At 61.8% G+C, this 17,943-nt stretch carries 17 protein-coding genes and 1 pseudogene; 2 read left to right on the forward strand and 16 right to left on the reverse strand.

All coding sequences use genetic code 11. The features are described 5' to 3' along the window. Window positions 1-43 precede the first annotated feature (43 nt). Window positions 44-346, reverse strand: coding sequence for a DUF1330 domain-containing protein (locus tag G0P99_RS18145; protein WP_164131893.1), 303 nt, complete (start codon window positions 344-346; stop codon window positions 44-46). Between the two features lie 25 nt (window positions 347-371). Beyond that, window positions 372-1,382: a zinc-binding alcohol dehydrogenase family protein gene (locus G0P99_RS18150; RefSeq protein ID WP_164131894.1), complete on the reverse strand. Its 1,011-nt coding sequence runs from the start codon at window positions 1,380-1,382 to the stop codon at window positions 372-374. A 108-nt stretch (window positions 1,383-1,490) separates the two neighbouring features. Here G0P99_RS18150 and G0P99_RS18155 point away from each other — a divergent pair, with 108 nt between their 5' ends. After that, on the forward strand, window positions 1,491-2,405 hold the full coding sequence (locus G0P99_RS18155; RefSeq protein ID WP_164131895.1) for a LysR family transcriptional regulator: 915 nt from the start codon (window positions 1,491-1,493) through the stop codon (window positions 2,403-2,405). Window positions 2,406-2,805: 400 nt separating this feature from the next. On the opposite strand, the pseudogene G0P99_RS18160 reads toward G0P99_RS18155, so the two are convergent. The 6 genes and pseudogenes from G0P99_RS18160 to G0P99_RS18185 form a co-directional block, all read right to left on the reverse strand. Beyond that, window positions 2,806-3,819: pseudogene (locus tag G0P99_RS18160) on the reverse strand (IS91 family transposase); the annotation flags it as partial. A 13-nt stretch (window positions 3,820-3,832) separates the two neighbouring features. After that, window positions 3,833-4,590, reverse strand: a protein-coding gene (locus G0P99_RS18165) for an IS5 family transposase (RefSeq protein WP_164131896.1) whose coding sequence is annotated in 2 segments (ribosomal slippage) — window positions 3,833-4,254 and window positions 4,254-4,590 — 759 coding nt in all. Because the reading frame shifts where the segments join, the coding sequence is not laid out codon by codon here. Window positions 4,591-4,653: 63 nt separating this feature from the next. Then, window positions 4,654-5,838, reverse strand: a complete 1,185-nt coding sequence (locus tag G0P99_RS18170) for a carbohydrate porin (protein ID WP_164131897.1) — start codon at window positions 5,836-5,838, stop codon at window positions 4,654-4,656. A 26-nt stretch (window positions 5,839-5,864) separates the two neighbouring features. Further along, on the reverse strand, window positions 5,865-6,962 hold the full coding sequence (locus G0P99_RS18175) for an alkaline phosphatase D family protein (protein WP_164131898.1): 1,098 nt from the start codon (window positions 6,960-6,962) through the stop codon (window positions 5,865-5,867). A 100-nt stretch (window positions 6,963-7,062) separates the two neighbouring features. Next, a complete protein-coding gene (locus G0P99_RS18180; protein WP_164131899.1) occupies window positions 7,063-7,830 on the reverse strand; it encodes a DUF3299 domain-containing protein in 768 nt (255 codons plus the stop codon). 87 nt (window positions 7,831-7,917) lie between these two features. Continuing rightward, window positions 7,918-9,354, reverse strand: coding sequence for an amidohydrolase family protein (locus G0P99_RS18185; protein ID WP_164131900.1), 1,437 nt, complete (start codon window positions 9,352-9,354; stop codon window positions 7,918-7,920). Between the two features lie 153 nt (window positions 9,355-9,507). On the opposite strand from G0P99_RS18185, the gene G0P99_RS18190 reads away from it, so the two are divergent. After that, a complete protein-coding gene (locus G0P99_RS18190; protein ID WP_164131901.1) occupies window positions 9,508-10,515 on the forward strand; it encodes an AraC family transcriptional regulator in 1,008 nt (335 codons plus the stop codon). Between the two features lie 149 nt (window positions 10,516-10,664). Here the strand turns inward: G0P99_RS18190 and G0P99_RS18195 are convergent, their stop codons facing one another. From G0P99_RS18195 to G0P99_RS18230, 8 genes are all read right to left on the reverse strand, one after another. After that, window positions 10,665-11,054, reverse strand: coding sequence for a hypothetical protein (locus tag G0P99_RS18195; protein WP_164131902.1), 390 nt, complete (start codon window positions 11,052-11,054; stop codon window positions 10,665-10,667). 38 nt (window positions 11,055-11,092) lie between these two features. After that, complete coding sequence (locus G0P99_RS18200; protein WP_164131903.1) at window positions 11,093-12,106, reverse strand: endonuclease/exonuclease/phosphatase family protein; 1,014 nt, start codon at window positions 12,104-12,106, stop codon at window positions 11,093-11,095. Window positions 12,107-12,110: 4 nt separating this feature from the next. Continuing rightward, window positions 12,111-12,791, reverse strand: a complete 681-nt coding sequence (locus G0P99_RS18205; protein ID WP_164131904.1) for a molecular chaperone DjiA — start codon at window positions 12,789-12,791, stop codon at window positions 12,111-12,113. A gap of 9 nt (window positions 12,792-12,800) precedes the next feature. Then, window positions 12,801-13,325 carry a GNAT family N-acetyltransferase gene (locus G0P99_RS18210; RefSeq protein WP_164131905.1) on the reverse strand — a complete coding sequence of 175 codons (525 nt, stop codon included), beginning with the start codon at window positions 13,323-13,325 and terminating at the stop codon, window positions 12,801-12,803. After that, a complete protein-coding gene (locus G0P99_RS18215; protein ID WP_164131906.1) occupies window positions 13,322-13,924 on the reverse strand; it encodes a VOC family protein in 603 nt (200 codons plus the stop codon). Before G0P99_RS18215 ends, G0P99_RS18210 begins: the two co-directional genes overlap by 4 nt. A 152-nt stretch (window positions 13,925-14,076) precedes the next feature. Continuing rightward, entirely contained in the window at window positions 14,077-14,568 is a 492-nt protein-coding gene (locus G0P99_RS18220; protein ID WP_164131907.1) for an MAPEG family protein, read from the reverse strand. Window positions 14,569-14,842: 274 nt separating this feature from the next. Next, window positions 14,843-16,960, reverse strand: a complete 2,118-nt coding sequence (gene scpA / locus G0P99_RS18225) for a methylmalonyl-CoA mutase (protein ID WP_164131908.1) — start codon at window positions 16,958-16,960, stop codon at window positions 14,843-14,845. Then, complete coding sequence (locus tag G0P99_RS18230) at window positions 16,926-17,921, reverse strand: hypothetical protein (RefSeq protein WP_164131909.1); 996 nt, start codon at window positions 17,919-17,921, stop codon at window positions 16,926-16,928. The genes scpA and G0P99_RS18230 overlap by 35 nt, the downstream gene beginning before the upstream one ends. Window positions 17,922-17,943 lie beyond the last annotated feature (22 nt).

The raw sequence follows: 17,943 nt of genomic DNA on the forward strand, positions 1-17,943 counted from the left end.
GGAAAAGTATGCGCCGCCCTTCGGTGAGGGCGGCACAAGTGATTTAGGCAAGATCGTCTTTGCCCTCGATCAGGAAATGATGGCTCACCGAACCGGCTGTGCGTGCTGCAAGATGGGGGGCATAAGCCTCATCGGCCATGAATGCCTCTGCCGCCTCTTTGGACGGCCATTCGATGATGATGCGCAGACCGGCATCTTGCGTGTCGCCTTCCACCTGCTCGTGATTGGCCGTGCGAGCGATGTATTTGCCGCCATGAGCTGCAACGCGCTCATTGGCTGTTGGCAGGTAACCGGGGATCCACGCATCGTCGGTGGGGGTTACGTCGAGTACAGAATAATAAGCCATTGTGGTTTTCCTTTTGAGGGTTTGGTTAAGAAGACAGTCCAGGAAGGACCTGTTTGCCAATCACGCGGCCGCTTTCCTGACGCTTGTGCGCTTCGGTCAACGTTTCCACCGTCAACGCCTCGGCGCGTTCGGTGACTGTGGATTGAAGGGTTCCCGCGTCGATCATCTGGGACACGCGGTTCAGCAGATCCCGCTGTGCCGTGATGTCGTCCATGGCGAACATCGAACGGGTGAACATGAACTCCCAAGAGATCGTCAGCGCCTTGGGTTTGGCGATTGAGATATCGAGGTTTACAGGATCGTCGATGAGCGAGACGTGGCCGCGCGGCGCGATGAGGTCGACAATCGCAGGCCAGTGTTGATCCGTCGCCGTCAGCGCGGCGACATGGGTTGGCGCGAGGCCTAAATCTTTGATTTGCGCCACCAGATCGCCGCGGTGATTGACCACATGATCCGCGCCCATCTTGCGCAACCAGTCTTCGGTCTCGGGGCGCGAAGCTGTCGCAATCACGGTCAGGTTCGTCAGGGTCTTGGCAAGCTGGATCAGGATCGAACCCACGCCGCCCGCGCCGCCGATCACCAAGAGGCTCTGGCCTTCGCCTTGGCCTTCAATCAGGCGGAAACTGTCGAACAGCATTTCCCAAGCAGTGATGGAGGTCAGCGGAAGGCCCGCGCTTTCGACGAAATCAAGAGACGATGGTTTCTTGCCGACGATGCGTTCGTCTACGGCGTGAAACTCTGCGTTTGTGCCGTCGCGGGTCACATCTCCCGCGTAAAACACCTCGTCGCCGACAGCGTAACCCGTGACGTCAGAACCGGTTTCAACGACCTTACCCGCTGCGTCATACCCCAGAATGCCATGACCGCCTTCAGGCGCACGTAGCGCGCGCAATTTGACGTCAACGGGGTTAACCGAAATGCCTTTGACCGCGACCAGAATATCGCGCGCACCAAGCGTCGGCTTGTCCACATCAAGCAGGCTCAGCGCACCTTCAGCGTCGATAGGACCGTTTCGTATGTAGCCGATAGATTTCATGTTTAATGCTCCAGAATTCTGTGTTGAAGCTGATATATCACCATGATTCTTTATAAAAACAGCGATATTTTTATTTCAGAATTCTGATTTTTTATATAATAAGAGTGCATGGACACAGACGCTCTTCGCCTTTTCGTCGCCGCCGCTGAACGGCTGAACATCACCGCCGCTGGTCGCGATCTTGGCCTTGCCCCCGCTATGGCCAGTAACCGCCTCGCAAAGCTGGAGCGGGAACTGGGCACGGAGCTCTTGCATCGCACAACGCGTAAGATCTCAATCAGCCAGGAGGGGGCCGCGTTCCTTCCCTATGCCCGGGAAGTTCTCGCCCAAGTGGATGCAGGTCGCGCCGCCTTGGGCGCAGGTACGCTTCACCCGAGCGGCACACTGCGTTTCGCGGCCCCTAGCAGCTTCGCACAACTGCACATCATTCCGCTCTTGCCGGAGTTTCAGGCACTCTATCCTGACATCACCCTCGACCTGCGGCTGTCCGACACCCGTCAGGACATCATCGAAGGCAGCTTCGATCTGGCCCTGCGCAATGCGCCGCTGGAGGACAGCAGCCTCTTGGGGCGGAAACTGGCAGATGACACGCGCATTCTGTGCGCATCCCCTGCCTACCTCGAACTTTCAGGACAACCGGCAGCGCCGGATGATCTTGCGGCCCATCACTTCTTGTCATGGGCGAACACGGCTCCCCGTAAAATCATCCATGCAGATGGTCGAACAGCCCTGCTGGATCCTGCAAAAATGATGTGTCGAACGATCCTTGACGACGGAACATCTCAACGGTTGGCGACGCTGGAGGGGTTAGGGATTTCCATAAACTCGCTCTGGAGCGTCGCTGAAGACATCGAGACGAGACGTTTGATCCGCGTGCTGCCGGACTGGTGCTTGCACGACCAATCCGTTCTTTGGCTGATCTACCCGAAGTCGAATGTGCTTACCCCGAAAGTCAGGTGCTTCATGGACTTCTTGATTAGCCACTTGGACATCGCGAAGCTGACGGGCAAGCGATGTCCTTAAGCTCCGGGCGTCGATCTTGGCCAATGAGATTGCTGATCAAGAAACTCACCTCGGCCGTTTCGCCAATGCGGTCATTGCTGTAACCGCAGCGAAATGGTGCTTTGTCCAAGGTTTGTGGCTGCTGGATGCTCGCCATGCAGCGGCGACAAATCTGACAAGGAGGAAAGCACGGGGGGCTATCGCAGCTATGGGGATTGTGCGTTACCTTTGCGTCAGTCGAGGAACCGTTTGGCGGCCGCGTTGGTCACGGGGCGGGCCGGCCAGTTGGTTTCCACGGTCTGATGCCGCCGGTTGGTGTGTCTTTCCGGCTTCGATGGCCCATCTCGCTGCGACGTCATGAGTCTGGCCGTAGTGATCGGTCCGACACCTGCGTACCGCGGGGCCGGGTGGGATCGGTAGGTCATGCGGCTTCCTCCCAAGGCGGGGCGCGGGATTTCGGAGTTTCGCCGCGCAGGAATGTCTCGATGACGATCACGGTGCCGCCGCAGATGGGACAGGGCTGACGCGCGTTCGGGTCGTCGGGTCCCGCGGCCGCAGGTTCATCCGGCGTTCGGCCTGGCTCCGGTGCCGCATCAAGCAGACGCCTGATCTTCTCGATCCTGTCGCGGCGGATGCCGTTGGCCAGGAATCCCGAATGGCGGATGCGGTGGAAGCCCGACGGCAGAACGTGGATCAGGAACCGGCGGATGAACTCGTCCGTGGGCAGGCGCATGACCTTCATCCGGTCTCCCCGCTTGATCCGATAGTCCTTCCAGCGGAAGGCCACGGTGTTGCCATCGGCGCTGATCAGACGGTGATTGGAGATGGCGACGCGATGCGTATATCGGCTGAGATAGGCCAGCACGGCTTTGGGTCCGCCGAAGGGCGGTTTTGCATAGACGACCCATTCCGTTTTGCGCAGTGGCGCGAGATGGGCAGCGAAGGGGTTGGGATCAGCTAATCCCCCCAATTCCCCGAAGAAGCGCAGCTTGCCGGTCTGGTGCAACCTCATCAGCCCTTCGAGGATCAGGCGCCGGAACAGCCGTGACATGACCTTCACCGGCAGGAAGAACCCCGGGCGGCAACCGATCCATCGGGTGCCGTCAGGCGACAAACCACCCCCTGGCACGATGACATGCACATGCGGATGGTGGGTCATCGCCGAGCCCCATGTGTGCAGCACCGATGTCATGCCGATCCGCACGCCGAGATGCTTCGGATCGGCGGCGATGGTCAGGAGCGTCTCAGCCGACGCCTTAAACAGCAGGCCATAGACCGCCGCCTTGTTCCAATAGGCGATCTGCGCGACCTCGGCCGGGAGAGTGAATACGACGTGGAAGTATTCGACCGGCAGCAGGTCTTCGATGCGCGCCGCCATCCAGTCCCGCGACGCGGCCCCCTGGCACTTTGGGCAGTGTCGATTGCGGCACGAGTTGTAGGGTCAGGATTCATAACCAATAGATGACGGTCGCGGCGAGGGCGATGGCCGATAGGAACACCTCGGGGCATCGGTCATAGCGGGTCGCAACACGCCGCCAATCCTTGAGCCTGCCGAACATGATCTCGATACGATTTCTCCGCTTATAGCGGCGCTTGTCGTACTTGATCGGCGTCTTGCGTTGCTTCCGGCCGGGAATGCAGGCGCGTATGCCTTTGTCTTTCAACGCTTCCCTGAACCAGTCGGCGTCATAGCCGCGATCTCCCAGCAGCCATTTGACGTTTGGCAGGCTACCGAGAAGCGCCCGCGCGCCGATGTAGTCGCTCACCTGTCCAGCGGTGACGAACAGATCGAGCGGTCGTCCCAGGCTGTCACAGATGGCATGAAGCTTGGTGTTCATGCCGCCCTTGGTGCGACCGATCAGGCGACCGCGCCCCCTTTTTTGGCGGCCATGTTGGTCGCCGTTCGATGTGCCTTCAGGTATGTTGCGTCGATCATCACGGCCGTCTTCTCACCGTGTTTCGTAGCCAACCCCGCCATCATCCGCGCGAAAATTCCTTTCTCTCTCCAACGTTTCCACCGGCTGTAGAGCGTCTTGTGCGGACCATAGGCGGCAGGCGCGTCCCGCCAGCGCAACCCATTGCGATTGATGAAGATAATCCCACTCAGAACCCGCCTGTCATCAACCCGCGGCTTGCCGTGAGACTTCGGGAAGAAAGGGGCGAGCTTGGCCATCTGCTCGTCAGTCAGCCAGTAAAGGTCGCTCATGTCACCGCTCCATTTTCTGAGCCGTGAATCACGCCGTGCGACCGAAATCAATGCATCCTGACCCTAGAAGACAACCCGTGCACGCAGACCCACGATCGTGATGCTGGACTGCCCCGGATTGAACAGCGGATTGTTGATGAACTGGACCGACGGTGTGATCTGGAGGCTAGGGGAAATCGAGAAGCGATAGAATGCTTCCAGCGTTGTCTGGCTGCCGGGAATACCATTCGCCTCGGCCCAGTTCAGCCCTAGGCCAGCAAGATCTGTATTGCGGCCAAAGTAGCCGATCCCGGCGGAAACAGACTTTTCGTATAGCGCCGCCGTACCCTTGGATATCCCGGCCCGAAAAAACGGCATCCACCGGTTGTCGATAAACCACGCGGCAGAAAACGCGGCGCCATAGTCCTCGGCCCGGCTGCCGTCTTCGGCTGCGTCCGCGTGCCAGAGCGTCAGGTGGACATTGTCGAAATACAGTCGGTCAAACCCGGAGGTGTAGCCGATCTCGAGGCTCTTGAAGAGGTTACCATGTGAGAACACATCGAAATCTGGCGATGTTGGATCTGCGTTGGCATCCGCCACGCTGGCAACAGCGTAGAAATGCGATCCCAGCTTGATGCCTCCGGCGATGCCAAGACCGGGATTAGGAGCGTTAATTGTCGGGTTGGTGTTGAACGCAAGGTTCTGGAATGCGCTGTAGGGGCTTACGAGACCGTAAACGTCGACGAAGTCGGTCACGTCGATCTGACCGATTTGTAGTGTCCAGCTACTGTCGGCTGCGCGCTGGGTCCAGAACAGGTTGGTCAGCATCGTACCGTTATCATTGAACGCGGTACCGGTGATAGAGAGCGCACCTCCGTCCAGTCCCAGAGATTGCGGCGCTACGGCGCCGTAGGCATGGCGGTTTTCCAACTTGAAGGTCAGCGACCCATGCTCGGTCGCTTGCCAGCTGCCATAGAACCGCGCGATCCCGCCCCCCGCCTCGCCCGCTCCAAGGTCTGAGGAGGAGCCTTGCCACAATGACAGGTAATCAAGGCTGAAGCGGAACCCGTTCTCTGCCAGTCCGTCCTTCCAGACAAACCAGCCCGGCGCCACGTTTCGCGGGAAGTCCGAACGCGGTTGCGGGTCCGACAACCCGTCGCCAGGTTTCAGTTCGGCGGCGGCAGAGGACGGGCCCGCGAGGCCTTGTGCCAAAACGGTTACTGGCGCGAGTGCCGCCACGATAAACGCCGTGATGCGAATGGCTTTCAAACGTGTTTCCTCCGACCGATGGCGTTTTAGGTCACTTTCAGCGCTGAGAGTTGCACTGTGTGTTCGAACTGGACTGAGCCTTCAGAATCGAGACAGTTTAATTCGACAATCGTCCCTTCAGTGTCTTCCCACCGGATATTTACCTCTCCGAAATTGAACCCCGTGAATGGACCGGCCACCCGTCTCGAGTTTTTCAGCTCGGCATAGGCCGGTGTCGAATGTGTCAAGCCGCTGGAGGTGAAATCGGTCAGGGGATAAGGACCTTCATCCGTCCTCGACACCTCGCTGAAATGCACATTGCCCGACAGGAGGATCACGCCTTCCGCACCTGTTTTTCCGATCAGGTCGAACAGTTTCCTACGCTCAGCAGGAAAATTTCCCCATTCCTCCATCGCCTTCTCGTCGGCCACGATCTGGGTGCCGGATGCGATCAATCGGAGCTCTGCGGGTTCCTGCAATTGTTCTTCCAGCCATTGCCATTGCGCCGCACCAAGCAGGGTCGCGTTGGTATCGGTTGAAGGCAGATACTGGCCGCGGATATTCATGGCGGCCTTTTCCTCCGCACTGCGCAGATCAGGGGTATAGGGCGATTTGAACGTCCGGGAGTCGAGCAGAATGATCTGGACGCGGCGACCCTCAGGGCCGTAGGTCATCGCGTCGTAAATCCCCGGCCTGTTGCGTCTTTCCGTGTTCTGCGGCTCGCCGAAGAAATCGAGGAAAAGCTTCTTCGATTGTTCCTTGAGTTCGAACTCGGCGCCGCCGTCATGCTTGCCGAAATCGTGATTATCCCATGTGGCAAGAATCTTAAACTGTTCGCGAAATGCCGCGAATTCCGGGATCGCTGCCAACTGATCCCAATCTGCACGGAGACTTTCTTTCGTCGCTTCAAAGACCTCGTCTCCGTGCCAGTCCCCATAAATCGCGTCTCCCAGTGAGAGGAAGAGGTCCGGCTCGCGACGCGCGATTGCGTTCCAGATCGGCTGCGGTTCCCACTGTTTGGCGCATGAACCAAAGGCAATGCGCGATATCGTCTGGTTGGCATGTTGTCCCATGGCTCGGGAAAGCGGGGCCACAGACATGCTTGCGGCAGCTGCGGATGACAGGAAAAGACGTCTTGTCAGCATTGGATCAACGCCTCCTTGCAGATTGCGCGGTTATTCCATGGCATTGCAGGGGAGGCGTGGGACATTCCTGAGACGACGCGCCCAGTGCTTCCGCAACGCATCAATTCGTTTCTCCAATTTCCTTGCGCGGGAGTTTTCCCGATGCGCGCAGGCGCTCCGCAATGGTCGCTGCCCACGCGTTTTCTTGCCGGGAGCCGGCGGCGTCCTGCATATCCTGCGTCGTCAAAGCCCCGTTCGCCTCCATCTCGTAAGCGGCGCGCATGGGTACCATGCCGTCGACGACCTGAATGTCATGTGTTGTGTCGGACAGGCTGAGGCGTCCGGTGAGCCGCACCGGTTCGTGCATGGTCGTCGGTTGCCAGCCTCCCTTGATCAATACCCGCACCATCTGGTTGGGGTTGGGCGGTGGCGTGTGGCTGCACATCCCGCGTTCAGGGACCAGATACGCCACCGGCGTGCCGTCATCCGTCGGCGGTGCAGGAATGGCGTAACCCGTCAGCACGACCAACTTGCCGTTGAGTTCAGTATTTCCGGAAACCGCAGCTCTTTTGCGGCGTTCCGCCACCGCCCAACGTTGCGAAAGAAGGTTTTGGGCGTCGATGCCCTGTTCAGCCAATGAAGCCTCGGCCGCATTCAGCCGAGCTTCGATCTCATCGCGGGTCTTGGTCGCAGAAACGTCATCTTCAAGCCGCTGCTGAGCTTTTGCGACGATACGCAGTTTCTCGAGTTGTTCGTAGCCCAATTCTCGAAAAGGGTCTTCATAGACCTGTGCGATTGGGTCGATCAGGTCGGCCCAGGTAATCGGTGTTTGAGCAGTGGCTGCATGTGCAGGAATAAACGCCAGTAGCGCCAAGAGCGTTGCGCGCACGTCGATCTCCCAGTCTTTTTACAGGTTATCGTGTAACGGGGCGGCCCGAGGTAAACAAAGCCGCCCCGCAATATCCAGATCAGGCAATCATGGATAAGTTTTCGGCTCACGAACCGCTGGCCGGTACATGATGCTGTCGCTTTCGACCATCGTGTTCTTGTAGGCGCGGCCATCTTTCATCACGAGTTGCAGCCTGTCCTCGTCGAGAATCAGGTTGATGTCCTCAAGCGGGTTGCCATCCCAGATCAGGATGTCGGCATAGCTGTCGGGCGCGATCTGGCCGAGGTGATAGGTCGAATAAGGATCTTTGGGGCCGGACCATTTCAGCACGATCCCAGCGTTGCCGGTCCAGTGTTTCAAGGCCTGCGCAGGGCTGAAACCTGCATCGACGTTGCAGGTGATGTCCTCCTTGATCTTCTCGACCAGTCCAGGGCTGAACATGTCCGACCCTCCCACAATGAACATGCCGTACTCATTCATCCACTTGGACATCCGGCGCACGCCTTCACCGGCCGCTACGCCCTTGAGCTTCTGTTCATGTGTGAAGAATGCCGGCATGGAATCATAGCTACCGAAGGACTTGACGCTCATAAAGCACTGGAAGCTCCAGACGATGTCTTTGGTTTCATTGTATTTTGCGACCATTTTCTTCACCATGTCCTCCGAGATCAGGAAGCCATGTTCGAAAGAGCGGGTACCGAGCCTCAGGTGCCTCTCGTAGCTTTCGTCGTGGTACGCATGCACGGCCACATAAGTGCCGTTGTCACGTGCGATTTCGACGGCCCGGGCAACCTCGTCCTCGGCAAGTCCGAGAATCTCCAGTGGATCGAACTCGCTTGCAACTCCTCCGCCACCCATGACCTTGAGAAAGGCCGCGCCCCGGCGCAAGTTCAGACGCGCAGCACGCGTGACATCATCCACTCCGTCGACCACCCAGGTGTTGCCGGTCGCCTGTCCCATATCCAAACCGTTTTCGAGTATGTGGGGCGGTACGTTCCTTCCCGCCCAGTCACTGTGACCGCCAGTCTGGCCAATGGCGCCACCGGAGGAATATACCCGCGGGCCGCGAATGAGGCCCATGTCGATGGCCTTGGCGACATCCAGCGGATCGCCGGCGATGTCCCGAACCGTCGTGATCCCCTTCATCAGCATGTGATCGTTCATGTATTGGATGGCTATTGCTCCACCAGCCGCGCCGTCCCAGCGGGTCTGATAGGCTGCTGTGCCTTCGGGCGGGTTGAGCATCACGTGTTGGTGCATATCGATTAGACCGGGCGTCATCACCTTTCCAGTTGCGTCGATGACGAACGCGCCCTCGACCTCGATCGGATCGGTCGAGACCTGCGTGATGACGTTACCCTCGACAAGCACGTTGGCATCCTCGATCAGGTCCGGACCGAACCCGTCGAACACATCCACATTTGTGAACAGGATCGGCGGTGGCCCCTCTTGCGCATGCGCGACGACGACAGGGGAAAAAGCGAAAACGGTCGCGAGCAAAACAGATTTGATTGAACTGGACATGACTCTGGCCTCCCTTGTGGCGAATTCCAAAGAGGATAGACGACAAAGCGCTCAAGCCGGTTGCCAGTTTCGATTCCAAAAAGTCGATTCTTGACCCCAATAGTGGCAACACTCTTTCAGCCATGCATGCTAGGCTTAGCTTAGGAGACGCCAATGCCACTTCAGACCGACCACGAATTGCACCGGGAAGGCTTCATTCGCCTCGCGCTGGTGGCTCCCTTTCTGAACTACCTGAAAGAGCGCGGTATCGACCCGCGTCCGGCGCTGGACACGGTTGGATTAAGTGCCGATCAAATCAATGACACGAGCGTTTATGTCCACTCCGAGCTCGTCTTCGGGCTCTTGAACGGGTTTTCGGATCTGGCTGGCGACAGGTATCTCGGCCTTCGCGTGGGCGAAGCGTTCGACCTGCAAGCCTGGCCTCCTTTCGCGACATCCCTGCAATCAGCGACTACCCTGTTCGAGTTCATGGCCAGTTTTGTACGCCTTGTCCCACAAGAGTCGAGTTCTGTGCGACATAGCTTGATCGTGGAGGCAGAGCGCGCGATCTACCGCATCGCGCGACTTCAGGAACCCGCGGTCGCTCCTGTCCAAGTCACTGGTTTCGGAGCGGCTGTATATGTACGGCTTTTGCAATCTGTGGCCGGCGACGCATGGAACCCCGGAGAGGTTGTATGGGAAACCCGCTATATTGCTGGCCTGCCGCCACGCTATGCCGGCGTCCAAACCCGGTTCATGCCTGACCCTGGCATGCAGCTGAATTTTCCGGTCGATTGGCTGTTTCGAGACGTGTCGAAGATGCCTGATAACACGCCGTCGAAACGGCTGGGCCTTGACGATGAGGTAACGATCGTTGCGGCCATGCGGTCCATCCTGAGGGACAAGCTGGATGAGCCAGATCTTAGCGCTGACGCCATCGCGGGTTTTCTGGGTATTCAGACTAATCGTTTGCACAAGGCCCTGAAGCATCATGGCACGACCTTGCCTCGCGAAATCAAGCGCCTAAAAATCGATCTTGCCGAAGACCTCTTGCGTAACAGCGACAGGACCGCAGCTGAAATTGGCGCGAAGTTGGGTTATGCGGACAAGGCCCATTTCACGCGATTCTTTAAATCCCAAACCGGGATGACACCGACGGCCTTTCGATCCAGTTCGCCGTAAATGCAATCCGCAGCCGGGTCGGTAACAACAGCGCCGTTCTCTTCAGGCAGCCGCCGCCGACAAGATCGTTTCCATACGAGTGGCTGGTTTTTCCCGTAGAACAGTCAATGACGCCGGATGGGCAAGCGTCCGTTTTAGCCGATACTGGGTTAGATGTCCGTCATCCCCGGCGGGGTCGGGTCCGCGGGTTCAACCGGCTGCTCCGGTTGCGCCTCGGGCACAGGCGGTTTGCGGCGGATGAGGATGTCGCCGTTGGGCAGCATCTCGGGCATCTCGTAGACGGACCAGTCCTCGACCCGGTCCGCGAGGTCGGCGATGGCCGGGCCCATCTGTTCGAGGAAACTCAGGACCGACGGGCCGACGGTGCCCGCCATGTCGCGCAGGTCCCGTAGCGCCGGTTCCATTTCCTGTTGCAGGCCCTTGAGGAACAGTTCCGCGCCGCGTTCCATCAGCGAGCGGCCTTCGTCCTTCTCCTGCGCGGTGGCGAAGAGCGGGACGGTCAGGCCGAAGCCCAGGGCGAGGACAAGGAGCGGTCTCATACGCTCAAGATAGGCATTGGCGCGCGCGATTTCAAAGCTCAGATGTCGATATCCAGCGCCACCGGGAAATGGTCCGACGCGGTCAGCAGCGCGTCGCGCAACTCTTCGATCCGCCAGCATTCGGCATCCTCGAACGGGTGCCAGATGCGCCAGGCGGGGCGGTGGGTCATCAGCCCTGGGCTGATCATCACATAGTCGAGCAGCGCCGAGAGGTAACGCCCATCGCCGGGCAGCTGGAAGCGCGCGGTACTGGGCAGCGCGCCGGGCCGTACCTGCCGCGCCTTGTCGGCGTTGGGGTCAAAGAGCCCGGCGTCGAGCAGGATTTCGACCGAGGAGCGGCCGAAGAGATGTTCGAACTCGTCAAGCCCCGGCCCGTCATTCAGATCCCCCAGCAGGATGACATCCTCGCCCTGGGCCAGATGCGCCTCGACCCGTTCGCGCAGCCAGATCGCCTGAGCCAGTTGCTTGCGCCGGTTCAGGATCGAGATGCGGATCGCCTCGTCGCGGGTTTCGGCGCCGTGCGGCGCCTTGGATTTCAGATGCGCCCCGATCAGGCGAAAGCGGTTGCCAGTGGCGCTGGTGATGGCCAGTTCCAGCGGCGGTTTGGAGAAGCGCACCAGATCCTCGGTCGCGTCGATATCGAGGTCGATCCGATAGGTGCCGTCGAAGCGGGGCGGCGTGGCGCTGCCGCGCTTGCCGGTCTCTTCACCCTGCGGATCGTGTACCGCACTCAGCCTGGCCGGATCGTAGAGCAGCGCCAGTTCCTGGTGGGTCTCGTTGGCGAACCCCATAACGGCGGCGCTGGTGCGCAGGTCGAAGGCGCGTGCAAAACCGGTCAGCGCCCGCACGCTGTCCTGGGTGCGCCCGGTATTGGGCGCCTCGACGATGAGCACCGCGTCGGCATCGAGCGCGGTGAGCACCTTGGCGATGGCCTCGATCTGCTGGGCGCGGGTCACGTCGTGGCGACCCGACCATTCGTCGTCCACCAGCAGTTTATCGTTGCGATCGAACAGGTTGGCGAACCACTCGACATTCCAGGTGGCCAGCCGCATCGCCCTAGACCCTTGCGCCCTTGATCTCGTCCCAGGCACGGTTGATGTCGATCATCTTTTTCTCGGCCAGGCGGATCGCCTCTTCGGGCACGCCGCGCGCCATCATCGCGTCGGGATGGGTGTCGCGCACCAGCTGCCGCCAGACCTTGCGGATCTCGTCCATCGGCATGTCGCGGGACACGCCCAGCACGGTATAGGGGTCCTTGGGTGCGTCCGGCACAAAGCGCGCCCGGAGCGCGCTGAACTGCTGGTCGGTCTGGCCGAAGATATGGGCGACATCCTCGAGAAACTCGTTCTCGCCCGGGTGATAGAACCCGTCGGCCAGGGCGATGTGAAACAGCCCCTCCATCAGGTCGCAGAGCACGCTGCTGTCCTCGGCGAACATGCCTTTGATCTTGCGGGCATAATCCTGGTACCCGGCGACATCGGTCCGGGCCATGTTGAAGACGCGCGCGGCGCCGGCCTCGTCATCGCGGGCGATCTGGAATACCTCGCGAAAGGCGGTGACCTCGTCGCGGGTGACCTGGCCGTCGGCCTTGGCCATCTTGGCGCCCAGCGCGATGACGGCGATGGCAAAGGCCACGGATTTCTCGGGCGGCGTGCGCAGGCGTTCGAAAACGGCGCTCAGGCTTTCGCCCTGGGTCAGCGCGCTCAGCGCCTCGGTGATGCGGGTCCAGAGTGACATGCGCTCAACCTAACCCGTGTGGCCGCCGGTGTCAGGGGGCGCGGTGTCGCTGGGGCGCAGAATTTTCTGCACCAGCACAAGATCGAGCCATTGCCCTGCCTTGCGACCGACCTGCGGCATGCGCCCCACTTCGCGATACCCCATGGTCGCGTGAAAGGCCAAGCCTTCGGGATTGGCGCCCGAGACACCGCCCACCAGGACATGCACATCCGCCTCGCGGGCTGTGCGCTCCAATGCCAGCATCAGCGCCCGGCCCAGCCCGCGCCCGCGCGCATCGGGGTCCAGCAGGATGGTATGCTCGCGGGTGTGGGCATAGCCGGGGCCGGTCCGGAACAGACCATAGGTGGCAAAGCCGGTGACCCCGCCCTCTGCCTCGGCCACCAGATAGGCAGGCGCACGGGCGGCGATATCGGCGGCGACGCTTTCGGGCGCGCGCAAATCGGTGGTGAAGGTCACAAGCGTGTCGCGCACATAGTGGTTAGCGATCGCGGCGATCACTGCGGCGTCCTCCACGGTCGCGGGACGGATGGTCATTCGAGATGCCTCAGCCCGTGCGGCGTCCTGATCTCGGCCCTGAGGCCCGATGCCCCCGGCTCGAACACCACCCGTTGCAGCGACCCGCAGAGCGCCGCCAGGTCTGCGGCCTGCGGATGGGTGACGATCAGCCGTTCCAGCGCACAGCCCGAGGGCGCCAGCATCGCCGCCGGATGCAGCGCCCCTTGCCACTGGATCAGAGCCGGAAAACACTCGTCATAGGGCAGGATACCGGTTGCGGGCACCGCCATGCGCCATCGGAGCGCACCGCGCTCCAGATCCACCGGCGCGCCCGCCCCCGGTGGCATCCCGGCCAGTGCGGCGTCGAGGTTAGGCACCCGGCAGATCCAGTTGCTCAGCCGCGGCGCACCCTGAAAACGGTCGAGATCGAACCAGCGGGGCCGGTCCGGAGGCGGCGCGGCCGGGTCGATGGCGATCGCCTCCAGATAGAGACCGTCCGCCAGCCCCAGAAGCCGGTTCCAGGTGCCGAAGCGCGCGTGCTGGCCGCCCGGTTGCATCGCCACCCCCAACGCCTCTTCGACATGGGCGACAGCCTCCTCCAGCGTCGTCCCCGCCACCGCGAAATGATCCAGTTCCATCCGCTCCTCCCCCAGGTTTCACGCCCCCCAGAAACGGCAATCGCGCGCTTGGTGCAAGCCGTCTGCCAGATTTTGCGCTTCTTTCTGGTCGGAAATACTCTCGGGGGTGAATTGCCCCGCAGGGGCAAGAGGGGGCAGACAGCCCCCTGCCCCTACACCAGCCAGGCCACCAGCGACCAGAGGCCAGCCAGCACGCTGGGATAGAAGGTTCCAGCAAAGCCCAGCGCTCGGAGCGGTGGCGACAGATGGTAGCCAAGCCAGAACAGGAGCCGCATCAGCGCAAAGCCGAGACCCAGGGCGATGGTCACCGCGCCCCCCAGGGTCACCGCGGCAAAGGGCCAGATCGCCAGCGCCAACACCAACTGTTCGACAGTATTGACCAGCACCCGCTGGTCGATATCGGCCGCAGAACCGGGGGCAAAGGGCTGCCCGTCGATGATCGCATCGTCGAAAAACCGCCGCTGTGCCAGTCGCCCGATCATCAGGGCCAGAACCAGGCCCGGTGCCAGAAAGGCCCCGGGCAAGGCAAGTGCCGCGGGCAGATAGGGCAAGCCGGCCCATTGCGGACCGCCCACCAGGACAATCGCCCAGAGGAGGCCCGCGGCCATTCCGACAAGGATCGTGGAACGTCTGGATCGCAGCATGGCGCCACTCAATCACCGAGCGCGCGTTTTGCCAAGACCGGTCGGGCCCGTGTCGCGGTCATCTTGCAGGGATCGCCCAGGCTTTCTCTGCACACAGGCCCTCCCGCCCGGCGCCAGCCATGCTAGAGGCATGGCTGCGCCCGTTGGGCATGGCATCGCGCTGGCGCGCGATGCCGCAGCCGGCAAAGCCGGCTGCCCGGCCCAAGGCCGCCAGGGGGGTTGCCCGCAGGGCAGGCACCTGCGGGCGCGGGAGCGCTCCCTGCCCTCAATAACCTCAGCTGCGCACCAGTTTCAGGATATCGCGCGCCGCCTCGGGAATGTTGGTGCCAGGGCCGAAGATCGCCTTGACGCCCTTGTCGTAAAGGAACTGGTAGTCCTGCTGCGGGATCACCCCGCCGCAGATCACGATGATATCCTCGGCGCCCGCCTTCTTCAGCTCTTCGACCAGTTGCGGCGCCAGCGTCTTGTGGCCCGCCGCCTGGCTGGAGATACCGACCACGTGCACATCGTTGTCGATGGCGTCCTGCGCCGCCTCGGCGGGCGTCTGGAACAGCGGGCCCACGTCGACGTCGAAGCCGATATCGGCAAATGCGGTGGCGATCACCTTGGCACCCCGGTCATGGCCGTCCTGCCCCATCTTGACCACCAGCATGCGCGGGCGGCGGCCTTCGGCCTCGGCGAAGGCCTCGACATCGCGCTGGATGGCGGCAAAGCCTTCATCGCCTTCGTAGGCAGCCCCGTACACGCCCGCGAGCGTTTTCACCTCGGCGCGGTGGCGGCCGAATTCCTTTTCCATCGCCATGCTGATCTCTCCGACAGATGCCCGGGCGCGGGCCGCCTCGACGGCGGCCTCGAGCAGGTTGCCGCCCTCTTTTGCGCGGCGGCTAATCTCTTCCAGCGCGGCAGCACAGGCCGCCTCGTCGCGGCTGCTGCGGATACGCTCCAGCCGGGCGATCTGGGCGTCGCGCACCGCCATGTTGTCGACGTCGAGAATGTCGATCGGGTCTTCCTTGTCCTTGCGGTACTTGTTAACACCCACGATCACCTCTTCGCCGCGGTCGATCATCGCCTGGCGGCGGGCGGCGCTTTCCTCGATCCTGAGCTTGGGCATGCCACTGGCTACGGCCTTGGTCATGCCGCCCATCTCCTCGACCTCCTGGATCAGCGCCCAGGCCTTTTCGATCAGGTCGTTGGTCAGGCTCTCGACATAGTAAGAGCCCGCCAGCGGGTCGACCACCTTGGTCACGCCGGTTTCCTCCTGCAACACCAGCTGGGTGTTGCGCGCGATGCGGGCCGAGAAATCGGTGGGCAGCGCGATGGCCTCGTCCAGCGCGTTGGTATGCAGCGACTGGGTGCCGCCCAAGACCGCGCTCATCGCCTCGTACGCCGTGCGGATCACGTTGTTATAGGGATCCTGCTCTTGCAACGATACACCCGAAGTCTGGCAATGGGTGCGCAGCATCTTGGAGCGTTCGGATTTGGCGCCGAACTCGGTCATGATGCGATGCCAGAGCGTGCGCGCGGCGCGCAGCTTGGCAATCTCCATGAAGAAGTTCATGCCGATGGCGAAGAAGAACGACAGGCGTCCTGCGAACTTGTCCACGTCCATGCCCGCCTCGATGGCGGCGCGCACGTATTCGCGGCCGTCGGCCAAGGTATAGGCCAGTTCCTGCACCAGGTTCGCCCCGGCCTCTTGCATGTGGTAGCCCGAGATCGAGATCGAGTTGAATTTCGGCATGTGGTCGGAGGTATAGCCGATGATGTCCGAGATGATCCGCATCGAGGGTTCGGGCGGGTAGATATAGGTGTTGCGGACCATGAACTCTTTCAGAATGTCGTTCTGGATGGTCCCCGACAGCACCGATCTGTCATGGCCCTGCTCCTCGCCCGCGACGATGAAACTCGCCAGGATCGGGATCACCGCGCCGTTCATCGTCATCGAGACCGAGACCTTGTCGAGCGGGATGCCGTCGAACAGGATCTTCATGTCCTCGACGCTGTCGATGGCGACACCGGCCTTGCCCACGTCGCCCACCACGCGGGGGTGATCGCTGTCATAGCCGCGATGGGTGGCGAGGTCGAAGGCGACCGAGACACCCTGCTGACCGGCGGCCAGGTTGCGGCGGTAGAATGCGTTCGATTCCTCGGCGGTGGAGAAACCGGCATATTGCCGGATGGTCCAGGGGCGGCCTGCATACATGGTCGCCTTGACGCCGCGGGTGAACGGGGCAAAGCCCGGCAGCGAGGCCATGTGCGGCAGGTCCGCGGTGTCTTCGGCGGTATAGAGCGGCTTGACCCCGATGCCTTCGAGCGTATTCCAGGTCAGGTCGTCAACGGGGCGTCCGCGCAGCTCTTTCTCAGCCAGCGCCCGCCAATCGTCGGTCTTGGTCATTGCGTTTTCCTCTTGTCAAATCGGGGGTTGGCGGGGTTTGCCCCGCCGATTTCTTGTTCAGATCGTCGACCAGCCAGGCCAGGCCATCAGCCCCGGCGGCCAGCCACATCAAGTCGTCGGCATAGGCCTCGCGCAGGGCGGTGGCCTGGTCCGGGGTGAACGGGGTCCAGCGCCCCTCGCCCTTGGGCAGTTGTGCCGCCAGAGCGGAGGGCAGCAGGCCCCGCAGCGCGGCCAGGTCCGGCGTGGGGTTCAGGCGCTCGCGGCTGTGTTCGCGCGGCGCCGGGCGGCCGGTGACGGTGGCCAGCTGCGCCTCGGGGCGGCCTGCAAAGATCTCGAACGGCAAGACCCAGATGCGCGCGCCTGGCAGGGCGCAGGCGACATCGGTGATCACGTCGCGCCAGCCGCGCGGATTGCGCGCGATCCAGTCCAGCGCCACCTGCGACGGCAGGCCGAAGCCCCGCGCCAGACCATAACCCAGCGCCGAGGCCCACCACAGGTCCTGGGAGCGGATGTTGAGCAGCACATCGGTCACCTGCCCGTCAAAGGCCTGGCCATAGCGCGCCAGCCGCTCGCCTGCCGAGGGATAGAGCGCGGCCTGACGCAGGTTCTCGCGCATGGAGCCCAGCATGTTCTCTTCGCTGACCAAGAGCCGCCGGGTGCCCGAAAGCGCGCTGCGCGTCAGGTTCAGGCGGATCCGGCCCACGGCGCGGCGGCGCGGGTCGCGGCCGGTGGCGATGGATGGTCCGGGCAGGATGCCGCGAAACAGGCCCGCGCGTGTGCGGTGCGGCCCCCAGAAGCCGGTGCCATCGCGGGCCAGACGCTCGGCGTTCTGGCGCATGTAATGCTGAAAAGTGGTGGTCGCGCAGCGGTGCGCGCCGAGATGCAGGATGACGTCCATGGCTTCGCCTTTCTGGCCGGCCAGACGGGCCGGTCGCGGGTTGGGGAATGCGATGACAGTCATGCCGAACCCCTGACGAAGCGAT

The organism is Ruegeria sp. PrR005, assembly GCF_010500245.1.
GTDB lineage: Bacteria > Pseudomonadota > Alphaproteobacteria > Rhodobacterales > Rhodobacteraceae > Ruegeria_B > Ruegeria_B marisflavi.